Raw genomic sequence first — 14,310 nt, 5'->3', positions numbered from 1 at the left:
TCACAAATTGGCGAACTCACAAATTGGCGAACTCACAAATTGGCGAACTCACAAATTGGCGAACTCACAAATTGGCGAACTCACAAATTGGCGAACTCAGCGCCTCTGCGCCTCTGCGGGAGGAATCCTAGTCTGCCCAGCTCTCACACCGCCGCGTGCAGCTGGATCTCTCGGGCGTCGAGTTCCATGACGGACTCGGCGGCTTGCCAGTCGTGGCAGGTGAAGAGGAAGACCTGCCGGCTCTCTGACATCTTCTTGAGGATGCCGTAGACGTTTTTGCGGCGGCCGGCGTCCCAGTTGACGAAGACTTCGTCGAGGAAGACGGGGAGGCGCTCCTTACCGTCGTCGAGGTGGTCGATGATGGCGAGGCGGATGGAGAGGTAGATCTGGTCGATGGTGCCCTGGCTCAGGGGGGGGCCAACGGGCATGCCGGATTCGGCGCCGGCGGCGAAGACGACCAGGCGGCCGGTGGCCTCGTCCATCCCGAGGCGGTCGTATCGGCCGTCGGTTACGCGGGCGAGGTAGTCGCCGGCGAGGCGGATGACCTCGGGCTGGTGCTTCAGACGGAACTGCTGGTCGGCCTGTTTGATCAGGTTCGAGAGCAGGAACAGGCGGTCGCGCCGGCGGCGCAACTCGGCGTGACGGAGCTGGATGTGGCGGATCTCCGATTCAATGAGCGGCACCGACTGCTCGATGCGCGCGCCTTCAATATCTTTTTTGAGTTCGGCCCGCTCGGTGCTTCGCTCGCGCAGTTCATTCTCCACCTGCTCGATCCGCGCGTCGATACGGACGACATCTTCATCGGAGAACGTCCACGAGCCGTCGTTCTTTTTGATAGCTTCGATCTCGGCCTTGAGCTCTACCCAGTCGGGGTGCTCCTGCTCGAGCGTTTCGTGGTACTGAGCAAGCTGGCGGGCGGCCTGACGGCGTTCCTTCAGCTCGTGGATGCCCTCGTCAGGGTCTCCTTCGCCGAGGGCGCGGAGCGGCTCTTCGATGGCGCTAAGTTTCTTGAGGGCCGTTTGGTTGCGGGACTTAAACTCCTGCTCCAGTTCGTGCGTGCGGTGGACATGTTCGTCGTACTCCAGCAAGGCTGAACGGAGGTTCTCCATGTCCGACACCAGCTCGAGGTCCGGGTTGGCGAGGCGCACGGCCGGCACGGGGATGCTGCGGAGCAGTTCCGAGATCGCGGCGCGGTGTTCTTCGGCTTCGACTTCAAAATCGTCGACGACGGGCATCTCTTCACCTTCGTCGAGCCCGACATTGCGGTTGTGCACGGCCACTTCGAAGGCCTTCAGGCCGGCAAACACAAACAGGCCGGCGCCCACCCACAGGATGGGACTGTCTTCCATGATCCCGTAGACGATGAACAGCGCCGCGGCGATGATCGCGATGATCCAGGGAATGAGCGACTTGCCGATAGAAACGCGGACGGCGAGCATCTTCGCATACATCTTCACCTCGCGCAGACTGCCCAGGGCTTCCTGACAGGCGTAGACGTGCTGGCGAAACTCGATCTCCGGGAAGTTGCGGACGGCTTCGATGATGTCTTTGCTGAGCGGCCGGGTGAGAACGTCCGACGCTACCTTCTGCACTTGATCGCGGGCGAAACGGATGTCGCGCCGGGCGTAGTCCAGCTGCGCCCGCTCATTATTAATTTGCTCGTTGAGCGTGTCGATCATGGCGCGAGGATCCTCGGGAATCGACTTAAACGGCGCAATATTGCCGGCGCGGGCGTCGAGCGTGTCGATTTTATCGATGAGCCGATGAACCGGGAGCAGGCGACGGATGCGCCGGCGTTCGGCCTTGATCACGATCTGTTCTTCTTCCAACTCCGCCACCTTGCGTTCGAGCACCTCGAGGTCGGCCATCTGCCGGCGGAGGCGCTCCTCTTTCTGGCGGGTCTGCTGCGCGCGTTTTTGAAGCTCCCGTTCGCGGACTTCGAGGCGAGAGGCCTGGGACTGGCTCTGCAATTCTCCCTGCCACAACGTGCCGGCTTCTTTTTCCAGGGCCAGGAGCACCTCGCGCGCGGGGCGGATGTGTTTCATGCTCAGGCCACCGAGGAGGCGGTCCTGGATCTGCTCCCACGTGTCGCCGCTGAACTGGACGAGGTCGTACAACCCGAGGGTATAGACCGACTCGAACACGGAGCGCGGGATATGCGCGATAAACGGCAACATGTTATTGCCGAGCGTGTCGCGCACCCCGTTGAGCAGGTGGCCGCGGGGCTGTTCGTCGAACGAGCGGGTGACAACGATGTCCGTCCGATCGTCCATCTTCAGGCGCATCTCGCCCTCGATGGCGGCGCCGTCTTTCGGGGCGTAGAGAAGCTGTTGCGGGTCGGTATTCTCGAAGCCGTAGAGCATCGAGCGCATGAATTGAAAGAACGTGCTCTTGCCGGCTTCGTTGGCGCCATGCACCACCACGAAGGGGTGATCGAGGTCGGTGAATTCCTCGTTCTTAAAATGACCGAACGCCTTGATGGAGCAACGATTAATGCGCATGACGATTGTCCTGGAGGAGGCGGACGACCGCTTCACTCTCGATGTCGCGGAGGAGGGACATGACGTATTGGCGCCGTTCCGCGGGGTCGCCCTGCAGGCCGGCCAGCGACGCCGGCGCGATACCTTCCAGGGTGTCTGGCGCTTCGCGCAGCTGGTTGATCATGGTGATGAGTTCGCCCAGCAGGTGCGGCTCGTCGCGATAGGACTCCACATCCACCGCCGGCGTGACCCATTCCGTGAGTAATTCGACCTCATTTACGTTCAAATAACGCGCCAGCTTCTCTTCGATCATCTCCCGCTGGGATTCGTTGCGCAGCGCGTCCGCCATCGGGCAGGGACCTTCAAGGCGCACCTGGACGAGGCGCATATGGATCGACTCGTCCGCCGCGATGGTGCTGGTGAACGGTTGTTCCACGAGCCGGGCCAGGGCGTTGAAATCAGTGACCTGCACGAGGTCGCTCAGCGTCACCTGCACCCATTCGACCCTGGAAAACGGTTTAAAGGCGACCGAGACGGCCCCATCGTCCTGTAAGGTCACGAGCAGGCCGCCGTGTAATCCTGTTTCTTCGGCGCTGCGGCCCATGAGGCTGCCCGGATACCAGGCGTTGCCGACGGCTTCCAGGCGTTGCATGGCGTTCATATGACCGAGCGCCCAGTACGTGTACCCCAGGCGTTGGAGCGAGGCCGTGGCGACAACAGCCGTCCGGTGCTCACTGCCGGTGGGACGGGCGCCTTCGGCGGCGCTGTGGAGTAGGCCGAAGGTGGGGATTTCGGCGCGGGCGCCGGGGTAGGCGGATATCAGGTTGGCGCCTTCCGTGCCGGCCTCATGGCCTGCGCCGACGAGTCGCACGATCGGCGTGCCGTCCACATCCTGCAGTTCGATCACGCGCGGCTGGTTGGCGCTGATGTAGATGAAGCTCTCCGGCCATGGCATCGCGTAGGCGCGTGATAGATGGCTCCCGGGGTCCCGGTCCCCAGAGACATAGACGCAGGGGATATGCGCTTCGTCGAGCCGGCGGCATTGCTCCAGCAAGAACAGTTCGGTTTCGACGGAAAGATGATCGGCTTCCAACAGGTCGCCCACGATAAATACCGCCAGCACACGCTCTCGAATGGCGTAGTCAATCGCATTCCAAAACGCCGCGAGCAACTCGCTGCGCAACTGCTCGCGCATCGATTGGGAACGACAGATGAAGCTGGCGTCAAGATGGATATCCGCCAGATGGAGAAACGTATGCATAGGTCGTTGCGGGAGATGAGTCTAACGTCTATGCCTTCGCGCGCGGATTGATCCCAGAATTGGTTACAGGTTGCGGGTTACAGGTTTAAGGTGGCGGCGGTTTTATCGGCCGGCCTGGCTACCGCGAGCAGGCCTCTCCTCGGGCCGAAGAGAGGACGGGGATGAGTGATGCGGAGAAACGAATCGGAGACAATCAGCCGGCAACAGCCAGCAGGGGGCGGAGGCTTTCGGCTTTGAGTTTGGCGCGGGTATAGGTCGGATCGTACTCGAGTGCTTCGAGGAATTTCTCGTAGGCGGAGCGGAGGTCTTCGTTCTCAAGCAGATCCAGGCCTTCCGAGTACGACATCATGGCGTCCAGGGACCGAGTTTCAGTGCGGGCGCCGAGGCGGGTATCTTCGAGGGCGACGTTGATGCCTTTGGCGACCTTCAGGCTGAGGCTTTGCGCGATCACAAAGATGTCTTCCGCTCGGCCCTGCTCCTGCTCGGTGGCCAGGATTTCGCCGGTTTCAACGCTCACGAGGCGGACGCTTACGAGGAGGTCTTTCCCGTGTTTGATGTACGAACCCAGGAGCACCGCGTGGACGCCGAGCAGTTTGCCGGCACGCACGGCCGTCTGCTGGTCGACACGGCCGGCTTCCTGCTGGAGGTCCAACTCATCCAGCAACCACTGGATACGTTCGCGCTCGACGACCTTCAGGTTCGACGCGCCGTTGAGCTGGCTGATGAGCAGCGAGGCCAGCCCTTTCGAGAGCGGCTCCATCCGCTCGTGGTCGTCGATGCTGCTGTTGGTGAAGTCGATTACGGCAAGGGTCTTCATCCCGGGGTCGACGTGTTCGAGGCTGTAGCCCTTGTTGCAGGCTTTGCGCACATCGTAATAGACGCGCATGAGATGGGGCGATTCGATGTCCGGATCGAGTTCGATCTGGGGCGGTTCGAGATCCATCAGGCTGGTCAGGGCCTGGCGTGCCGCCTCATCCTCACGGCGGGCGACATAAGCGCGGCCCAGGAGTTGGAGCGCGTCGCGACGTACCATGCGGCCGGCTTCGGGGTTGTAAGACAGCTCGGCGAGGAGATCGATCGCGCGGTCGAAGTCGGCGTCCTGATAGGCGCCCATCGCGTCGCGGAGCTGTTTTTTGAATAGTGTGGGGTCCACCGGCGCCGATCTTTCGGGCAAACCCTGGAAGCTGACGGGTCGGGCGATCAGCAGGCCGGCGATCAGAAGAGTGGAGGTGAGCAGAAAAAGATCGAGCGTGCGCATGACGTTTCCGATTGAACCTCGTGGGGCGGGGGGAGGCTTCGGAAAGTATACGCTCGCGTCCAGTCCCCCGATGGCGACTGTGGGAGAGTTCGTGGTAGACGGCGGGAGGAATTGATTAGCGATTCGTGATTCGGGATTAGTGAATAGCGATGGGGCTGATGTGAATAACCTCAAATCGCTATTCGCTAATCGTCTATTCGCTAATCGTCTATTCGCTAATCGCTACTCAATTCATCGCCAGCAGCGGCCGGAGGCTTTCGGCTTTGGTGCGGGCGCGGGAGTAGGCAGGGTCGAAGTCCAGCGCTTCCATGAACTTGGCGTAGGCGCGGGGGTACTCCTCGCGGTCGAGTAGTTCGAGGCCTTCGGAGTAGGACATCATGGCGTCCAGCGAGCGGGTTTCGGTGCGGGCGCCCACGGGCGTTTCGGCGAGGGTGACGTTGATGCCCTGCGCGACCTTGAGGCTGAGTTCACGGGCGAGGTCGAAGAAGTCGTCCGCCCTGCCCTGCACCTGATCGGTCATCAAAATCTCCCCGGTCTCTACCTTGACGAGGCGGGCGCTAATGTGCAGGTCTTTCCCGTGTTTCATGAACGTGCCGAAAAGCACGGCGTTGGCGCCCAGGAGCTTGCCGGTACGGACGGCGGTGGCAGGATCCACCCGGCCGGCTTCCTGCTGGAGGTCCAACTCACCCAGCAGCCACTGGATGCGTTCGCGCTCGATGACCTTGAGCCCGGTGGCCCCGCTGAGCTGGTTCAGCAGGAGCGACGAGAGGCCCGTGGAGAGCGCGTCGAACCGTTCGGCGTCGTCGATCGAGGCGTTCTCAAAATCGACCACCGCCAGGGTCTGAAGCCCGGGATCGAGGCGTTCAATGAGGTAGCTGTCGCCATGTTCTTTGCGGACGTTGTAGTAGAGCCGCATGAGGGGCGGCGGCTCCATGTCGGGGTCCAGTTCGATGATCGGCGGTTCAAGTTCGATCAGGTCTTCGAGCGTGGCGCGGGCGTCCGACTCGCGTCGTTTGGCGACATAACAGCGGCCCAGATACTGGAGCGCCTCTTTGCGCACGCCTTTATCGATCGACTGGTTATCCGCCACGTCGGCGAACAGGGAGATGGCTTTATCGAAGTCCGCGACCTGATAGGCCGCGAGAGCGGCGTCGAACGGGGCCGTTTGAGCCTGAACCGTTTGAAATAGGGCCGTATTCAGCAAAAGAAAGCTGAAGAGGCCGGCCAGAAAGAGATGTCGTTTCATCGGGAAATGGGTGCCGGGAAAGCAGGTTGTGCGTACAAGAAGGGGTCGTTACGGAGAGAGGCTCCAGGGGAAAGGTCCAGTGCCTATCGATCGGGGGATGAAAAGTTTCCGGATGAGTGGCGGGGTTGTAGGGCGCCGGAGGTGACCTTGATGAGATTAAATTCAAGTAGATGCCTGGTCGCCTCCATGTCGAAAACAGGTCGCAAATCGAGCCGTATCTCTTCCTCTTCCGAACGATAATCATGCCGAGACACGTGGAAGCCATAGGTGCCCGGCAATAGCTTAAAATCACTCAATGGAGTAGACTCTAGATTATTCTCCTCATTGAGCAATACGCGGCCATTCATCAGGATATTTGCCCACGTAAACTCGCCATTGTACCGAGAGACGATAGTCAATTCGTGTTGGGTATAACATATAATCCCCTCTGCGGCGCCGGCGTCAACGCGGACTTCCATCTCCGCGCTCACCCCGTTTGCCGTGCACCGAACGCGATGGGTCCCTGCCGGCAATTCGAGTGTTCCGCCACCGCGTTCTTCGAACCCGACGACAGCGATCGCCCCCGCTGGCTCGACGTCGAGGCGAAGCGTCCCGAGTGTCGGGGTTTCCGGAATATCCGGGGGCGGCTCCGTGGGCACTTCGGTGACGCTCGGACGCACCGACCGCGGCTCCTCCGGAATCCGCGCGAGGGCGGTCAAGATGAGGTGCACGTTCATCGCCCCACCTTCCACGACCACCGTCGTATCCGTCTCGGCGTATCCGTCCAGGCGGGCGGTGATGCGGACTTGCCCGCTGGCCGTTTGCGGGTCCAGGGGCGTGATACCGATCGGGCGATCGTCGACAAACACCTGGGCCCCTTCGGGCGAGGTAGAAACCAAAAGTCGGGCCGGCTCGGCGATCGCCGGCAGGTCTACCGGATAGGTTGGTTTTTCACTCAACATCGCACGAACGATCGGGTAGCCGATGACGGCGAGGGCGAGAACCGCGATGCCGGTCATGAGCGCCGTAAACGGCGGCTTGCGGCGCGGGTGCGGCGCACGCGGTGGCGGCTCGTAGAGGCGGGCTTCGGCCGGGGGAGCAATGTGCCGGGGTTGCGCGGGTTCGTTGCGGGCAGGCAGACCCGGTTCGGGCCGGACGGGCGGGGCGTCGGGGCGTCCCCCGACCTGCGAGGCGAAGAGCTTCGCGCGAGCTTCGGCGGCTTCTCGGCTGAGCGGATGCGGTTGGGGCGCGGCCGGAAGTTGAACGGGCAGCGGCTGAGGCGCCGGCGCGGACTCGTCCATCAGGACATCGATCGCCTCCAGCATCTCCTCGGCGTTCTGAAAACGGTCCACCGGGTGCTTGGCGATGGCTTTTTCGACGATCCGGACCCAGCCCGCAGGAATGTCCGCGTGGAAGTCGGTTGGCGGCGGGACGGGGTCTTCGACGATGCGCTTAAGGATGGCGTACGCGCCCTCTTCCGGGTTGTAGGGTAACACGCCGGCGAGCATCTCATACAGTGTCATGCCCAGCGCGTAGATATCGCTCCGGTGGTCGACCTCCTGATTGCGCACCTGCTCCGGGGCCATGTAGCGGAGCGTGCCGGCCATTCCGCCCTGGGTGGCGGTGGTGGCGTCGTCGTCGCGGCGGAGCTTGGCAAGGCCGAAATCCGTGACCTTGACGCGCCCGGCCGGCGTGAGCATGATATTGCGGGGCTTGATGTCCCGGTGGATGACGCCGACTCGGTGGGCGTTTGAAAACGCAAGGAGCATTTGTCGGACGATCGGCGCCACGGTTTCGGACGGCATCGGGCCTCTGGCGATCTCGTCGAACAGGGTGCCTCCTTCCACGTACTCCATCACAATAAAAAACCGTTGTTCGGAGTGACGCATGGCATGGATGCCGACGATATACGGGCTATCGACGCGGGCCAGTGCGCGGGCCTCGGCGCGGAATCGTTTGAGAAACGTTTCGTTCTCGGCCATCTCCGGGGCGATCATCTTCAGGGCAACGATACGCGAGAGCGCGACGTCTTCCGCCCGGTAGACGATCCCCATCCCTCCGCGCCCGATGACCTCAAGGATGCGATAGTCATCAATAACGGTCCCTAAAATCGATTGATCGTCGTGCATGCATGCATACAAGCGCCGACCCATCGAGGGACAGCGTGGCGCAGTCGGTGTGGGCAAAACCCGGCCTCCGGGCGAAACGCCACGGCAGGCGGCCGGGGTGTCATGTCACGTGGATAATCACAACGGTCACATTATCGTGCCCCCCCCGTTCGTTAGCCAGCGCGACCAGTTTCTCGGTGGCTATTTGTGGATCGGAGGCCAGCACGAGCTGTTTGAGTTCGTCGCTCGTAACGCCGGCGAGGCCATCGGAGCAAAGCACATAACGTTCGTTTGGCGTGAGGGTCCCGACATCGTAGACATCGACATTGAGGGCCTGTTCGACGCCGAGTGCGCGGGTGAGGGTATTGCGACGGGGGTGGACGCGCGCCTCATCCGCCGTGATCACGCCTTCCCGACGCATCTCTTCGACGAGGGTATGATCGTTGGTCAGTTGTTCAATGGCTTCGTTGGCGATACGGTAAGCGCGGGTGTCTCCCACGTGGGCGATACAGATGGCGCCCTCGATTACGGCAAGCGCCGTACACGTCGTGCCCATGCGTTCGAACCCTTCCTCGGAGTGCGCTTTGTCGTAGATCCGCTCGTTGGCGAGGCGGAAGGCGGAGCGGAGGCGATCGTGGGCGGACTGACCCTCGGTGTCGAAGAACGCTCCGGGGACTTCACGAATCGCGATGCGACTCGCTTCTTTACCACCCGCATGTCCTCCCATGCCATCGGCGACGATGAAAATCCGGTCGCCGTGGCCATTCGTAGCCTGTTCGGGGAAACACCCGTACGCGTCCTGATTCTCGGAGCGTACCCGTCCCACATGCGTCGAGGCGCCGTACGCAATGCTAGTCGGTCGTTTGTGTTTCCACCAGGACATGTCGATCGCTGAAAGCGGATTTGAGTGAGGATTAACGTGCGAGCCGGCTCTGGTAGTCCGCTAGTGGGTTAGGGTAATTAAAGCCGAAGAGAGGAGGATCCTGGCCGATGACGGCGGCGGCGACTACGCGGGCGACCTGGCGTTGGACATCGCCATCAATACCGGCGAGGGCCGCGGAGGCTTCTCCCGAAACCCCTCCCACCTCGCTTCGTGCGAGGAGCGCCCAGTAGTTGCGATGACCGGGGTCGTCCGGTTCCCCCTGAAAAAACGCCGCACCAAGCGACGATGCAAGCGTATCGCCAACATTAATCGAGGCGCCGGCCGGGTCGAGGTAACCCGCCATGGTCACCAGCCCGGAGAGCTCGCCCGGCCCGTAATAGAGATCGCGCAGCAACCGGACGGCCGCGGCGGTAGACTCGTAAAAATTATGCCGGCCGTCGGACGGGTCGATCTGCTCCATGTCTGCATATACACCGACGGTCACGCCGTACGCGGCGGCGGCGTCGGTGCCCATGAGCCACATGCCGCGGCGGACTTCACCGTCGACCATCGCCACGGCGTCCAGATCAAACAGACTGAGTGTCAGGGGCAGGTAAACATACTCGATCGGGAGCCCGTTGCGCACCAGGGTATCCACCAGGTACGAGGTATACCCCATGCTGGACGCTTTGCCGAGCGCGTGCTCGAGCTGGAGTCGGTTTTCTTCGAGCCAGTACACATCGATGGCGTCTTTTACGTCGTCGACGAACGAAGCCGGCATCGTGAACTCGCTCTCATTAAAAAATCGGGTGGCGTTGTAAATCAGGCGTTCGACTTCCGAGAGATCCTTATAGAGCCCGACTTCGATGATGTATCCCTTATAGCGCTCGGCCATCTGCCGGCGTTCCGCCTCCATGTCCATCAATTCGAGCAGACGGCTTTCGCTATCCTCCGGCTCCGCGTCGAAGCGAATGCCGGCGATCAAACGGTCCCGCGCCTTCATCTCGAAAAACAATTGCTCGGCATCGCTGCGGCGCTGGTGTTTTTCCTCCGACTGGCGGCTGCCAAACACGACGCCCACCAGCAGCAGCGTGACGATGCCGACGACAAAGTACACGGCTTTTTTTCGAAGCCCGCTTTCAGTGTCTTGCTGGGCCGTATCATAGGCTTCACCGCCGCCATGGTGTCCGAATCCGTCGGGCTGTACGTATCGGAACTGGATCTGCGGTCCCTCTTTACCCAGGAGGAGGATGTCCTGGTCGTTGATGGGCGCGTGCTGGACTTTTCGGTCGTTGAGGTGGATGCCGTTGGTGCTTTCCAGGTCGTGGATCCACCAACACTGGTTCGTATAGTTGATCTCCGCGTGCGTGCGGCTGACGTGTTTAAGGGGAAGATGGATGTCGCACTCACGATCCCGACCGATGCGAAACGGAAGCGTGAAGACGCGTTCCACCGGGGTCGCATCCTCCTGAAGGATGCGCACCTGGATGGGTGGAAAACCAGCCCGTTTAGCGTCTTTATTGCGTTTCATCGACAGGTAAAAGCACCCGCTTCCGGGTTTGGCGACAGGGAGTGGACCCGCGTTCAGGCTTGCGGTTTCCGGGCGCCGGCGGACATCCGGGCCAAATAGGCGCGGATAAATGACGGACGGTAGGCGCGACGCTCTGTGACAGACCAGTCTTCCCCACGCAATTCGCGAAATTTCTCCTCCAGCTGCCAGGAAGCGACAAGCCGGGCGAGTTTGGGAAACGTGCGATACAGCCCGCCTTGATGTGAAAGCTGCTCGATGGCGACGTTTGGATCAATCTCGCGGAGCATCATATGCATGCCCTGCTGGACCACCGCCTTGTAACCGTCTAACATGGCAAGCTGGTGGAGCACGACATCGTCCGCCCCCTCCTCCACCAGGGCGAGCCGGCGCTCGATCTCCTCATCCGACAGCGCCTCGTCCATCAGGAAACGCCGCAGCCGCTCCTTATCGTTCCCGAACAACACATCGGTTTCAAGGGATTGGGCGATGGTATGCCCGACAAATTCGTGTCGAAACTCCCACGGAAGGCTCAGCAATCTGGCCATGACAGGGATAAAAACCTCCAGCACGCGCGGCGTGTGGTCGGACGGCGCGGGCTGGGCGGAGCGGCGGGCGAGCGCTTTTTCACGAGGCACCGGCGTGGCGGTATGCCCGTTTGAGCTGACAGGCACTGGCCCGGGGGTGCGGTCGGTAGCGTCGGGATCCCGAAACACCGCGAGAATGTCCGCAATGCGGGTCTTTGCGTCGTGGGGATGGGCGTCGAGAGCGTCGGCGAAGGCTTCGCGCAGCGCATCGTCGCGGCGGTAGGGCGATTCGTGGTCGTACGCCTCGACCAGTGTGGCGATGGCCTGGCTGAGGAGCGCGGCGCCTTCTGCGAAGGGGTTCACGAATCCGCTGTCGAACATCGTCCGATCGAATTCCATCGGGGGCGACGTCTCGAGCGCCGGCTCGGGCTCGGGGCGGATGACGACAAAGTGCAGGTCGTAATCCCCGATCCGGAAGGTGTCGCCGTTGTCGATCGCGTAGGTTCTGCCGGACTCGATGCGGGCGTTGTTGAGATACGTAAAGTTCTTGCTGCCCAGATCGGACAACACAAATCCGTCCGACGAGCGGTTTATTTCCGCGTGCCTTTTGCTGACCACGCGCGTGGGATCTACGATGTAGACGTCGTTTCCCTGGTCCCGCCCGATGGTGATCTGCTCCTGGTCGAAGAGATACTCTTCGCTCAGATTGGGATCAGCGTTGTTTGAGAGTATGAGCTTTACCGCCATAATTAACCGCAAAACGAGCGTTCGCTACAAGAGGGGGCGAGCATGGGCATCGCCAAATACGCTTCTGAGCCTGGGGGGGGCCATACAATCCGTGGACCATGCGATTCGCGTCATCGGTATCGAACCGGTAACCCAAAAGGTAGCGCTGTCCGCGAACCCAAATCAAGTCAACTCCAGAAGTAACGGACTACTCCCCGGGTGGGGGGCACGATGTACGCCATGTCCTCTTATCAAGGAACGCTCTTTAATGTTCTTTTGTCGCATTTGTCTTATTTTCCAGGCCGTACGCACCGCGTTTTCGACGGCCGGCCCTGAAACAGCGCCGGTTTCGTCGAAACCGCAGGCCGCAGACCGCCACCATCGATACCCCCGATCGACCTCCCCCAGCGCCCTGCGCCCCACGTTTGTTTGGTACCTTATGTTGGCACGCCCGCCCTCTCGTCATGCACTGCCTGCCCACTTACTCCTTACGTTCGGGTTGCTTCTCGGAACGGGGGCGCTGCAACCGGTACGCGGGCAATACCTGGAATTAAAAGTACGCGCGAGCGATCCCGGCGAGCGAGACCGGTTGGGCGAGTCTGCCGCCATCGATGGGACCACGGCCCTCGTCGGTGCTTTCCGTGACGACGAGGCCGGCTTCGACGCGGGCGCCGCCTATATCTTCCAGTTCGACGGCGCCGGGTGGTCCCAGCAAGATAAGCTCCTCCCTGAGGGATCGCCATCTGATGGGGGTCCCGTGGCCGGCGACCTGTTCGGCAGCGCCGTGGCTCTCTCGGGGCCGATCGCCGTTGTCGGCGCGCCAGAGGCCCGGTATCGGGGGCAACAGACCGGGGCGGCGTATATCTTCGAACGCGTGGGTACCGACAACTGGGTCCAGACCGACCGACTGACGGCTTTCGATGCCTCCGAGGACGATAGATACGGCGCCACGGTGGCCACGAACGGCGAATATGTGATGATTGGCGCGCTGGACGATGACGACCTCGGCGTCAACTCGGGCTCCGTGTACGTCTATACCCGCGATGATGACGGGTGGAGCCTCTCGGAAAAGCTCCAGGCTTCTGATGGCCTCCAGGGCGATAGCTTCGGCTGGTATATCGCGATGGACGCGGACCGGGCTGTAATCGGGGCCCGGGATGTGGACGCCGGCGCCGTGAACACGGGCGCCGCCTATGTTTTCGAGCGCGAAGGAGATTCCTGGGTGGAGACGGCTCGGCTCGTCGCGTCTGACCGTGCGGCGGACGACAGTTTCGGTGAGGTAGTGGCCATCGATGGGGATCGAATCGCCGTCGGAGCGCGTGATGTCGCCCAGGGCACAGGCGCGGCGTACGTATTCGAGTGGACACCAGCCGGATGGATCGAGGCTGCCCGGCTCTCGGCCAGCGACGGCATCGCCGGCGATCTCTTTGGCCATGCCGTTGCCGTCCACGGGGACCGCCTGTTCGTCACTACCCGGAACGACAACGACCGCCGCGGCGCCGCCTATCTCTATGAGCGGGTCGACGGGCTCTGGCTGGAGACGACCAAACTTGCGCCGAGCGATCTCCAGCCGGACGACCAGTACGGCCAGGCCGTCGGGCTCGGCGAGCGGTACGCCATCGTCACCTCCAGACACGACGAAAGTGAAACCGGCGTGCTGGATGTGGGCGCCGTCTACTTTTACGATCTCCTGAACACGGATCGCGGCGCGCTGCTCGCCCTCTACGACGCGACCAACGGCGCCGGATGGACCGACAACGACCGGTGGGGTACGTCCACCCCGCTCGGCACTTGGCACGGCGTCACCACCGACGCCGAGGGCTTCGTCACCAGCCTCATTCTTCCCAATAACGGCCTCTTTGGCGCCCTGCCGGCCGCGATCGGGACGTTCGACAGGATCGAGGTGATGGAGCTCAACGACAACGCCCTCTCCGGCCCGCTGACGCCGGCGCTGGGCGACCTCGCCTCCCTCACCACGCTCCGTCTGTTCGGCAACGACTTCACCGGCGTACTGCCCGACGCGCTGGGCCAGCTCGCCAACCTGGAGATCCTCGCCCTCGGCGCGAACGCCTTTACCGGCTCTATCCCGACGGCATTTGGCGGATTGACCCGGCTACGCGAGTTGTATATCCCGGACAACCAGCTCGATGGCGTGGTGCCGGCCGAACTCGCCGAACTCCCCGATCTGGAAATCCTGCGCGTCCAATTTAACCAGTTGACCGCATTGCCCGACTTCTCGGCCGCGGCCGACCGGATGACGAGCCTGCGCGTGCATACCAACCGATTCACCTTCGAGGACCTGGAGCCGAACGTGGGGATTATCGGATATGAATAT

9 protein-coding genes are annotated in these 14,310 nt (G+C 62.0%); 1 reads left to right on the top strand and 8 read right to left on the bottom strand.

Going from position 1 to position 14,310, the window contains the following annotated elements:
* Nucleotides 1-143: 143 nt before the first annotated feature.
* From SH809_19970 to SH809_19935, 8 genes are all read right to left on the bottom strand, one after another.
* Entirely contained in the window at nucleotides 144-2,501 is a 2,358-nt protein-coding gene (locus tag SH809_19970; protein MDZ4701998.1) for an AAA family ATPase, read from the bottom strand.
* The gene (locus SH809_19965; GenBank protein MDZ4701997.1) at nucleotides 2,491-3,741 is read right to left on the bottom strand and encodes a DNA repair exonuclease; all 1,251 of its coding nucleotides are present in this window, start codon (nucleotides 3,739-3,741) and stop codon (nucleotides 2,491-2,493) included. The genes SH809_19970 and SH809_19965 overlap by 11 nt, the downstream gene beginning before the upstream one ends.
* Before the next feature lie 193 nt (nucleotides 3,742-3,934).
* Nucleotides 3,935-4,999, bottom strand: coding sequence for a FlgO family outer membrane protein (locus SH809_19960; GenBank protein ID MDZ4701996.1), 1,065 nt, complete (start codon nucleotides 4,997-4,999; stop codon nucleotides 3,935-3,937).
* Nucleotides 5,000-5,225: 226 nt separating this feature from the next.
* Nucleotides 5,226-6,245, bottom strand: coding sequence for a CsgG/HfaB family protein (locus SH809_19955; protein MDZ4701995.1), 1,020 nt, complete (start codon nucleotides 6,243-6,245; stop codon nucleotides 5,226-5,228).
* A gap of 83 nt (nucleotides 6,246-6,328) precedes the next feature.
* Nucleotides 6,329-8,353, bottom strand: a complete 2,025-nt coding sequence (locus tag SH809_19950; GenBank protein ID MDZ4701994.1) for a serine/threonine-protein kinase — start codon at nucleotides 8,351-8,353, stop codon at nucleotides 6,329-6,331.
* Between the two features lie 100 nt (nucleotides 8,354-8,453).
* Nucleotides 8,454-9,215, bottom strand: coding sequence for a Stp1/IreP family PP2C-type Ser/Thr phosphatase (locus tag SH809_19945; GenBank protein MDZ4701993.1), 762 nt, complete (start codon nucleotides 9,213-9,215; stop codon nucleotides 8,454-8,456).
* A gap of 31 nt (nucleotides 9,216-9,246) precedes the next feature.
* Entirely contained in the window at nucleotides 9,247-10,725 is a 1,479-nt protein-coding gene (locus SH809_19940; protein MDZ4701992.1) for an FHA domain-containing protein, read from the bottom strand.
* A 53-nt stretch (nucleotides 10,726-10,778) separates the two neighbouring features.
* The gene (locus tag SH809_19935) at nucleotides 10,779-11,996 is read right to left on the bottom strand and encodes an FHA domain-containing protein (GenBank protein MDZ4701991.1); all 1,218 of its coding nucleotides are present in this window, start codon (nucleotides 11,994-11,996) and stop codon (nucleotides 10,779-10,781) included.
* A 418-nt stretch (nucleotides 11,997-12,414) separates the two neighbouring features.
* On the opposite strand from SH809_19935, the gene SH809_19930 reads away from it, so the two are divergent.
* On the top strand, nucleotides 12,415-14,310 hold a 1,896-nt coding region (locus SH809_19930), incomplete at its 3' end, for a hypothetical protein (protein ID MDZ4701990.1).

It is taken from the genome of Rhodothermales bacterium, assembly GCA_034439735.1.
Classification (GTDB): Bacteria; Bacteroidota; Rhodothermia; order Rhodothermales; family JAHQVL01; genus JAWKNW01.
The sequence above is the reverse complement of the archived record's forward strand: the minus strand, read 5'-3'. Positions and strand labels throughout refer to the sequence as shown.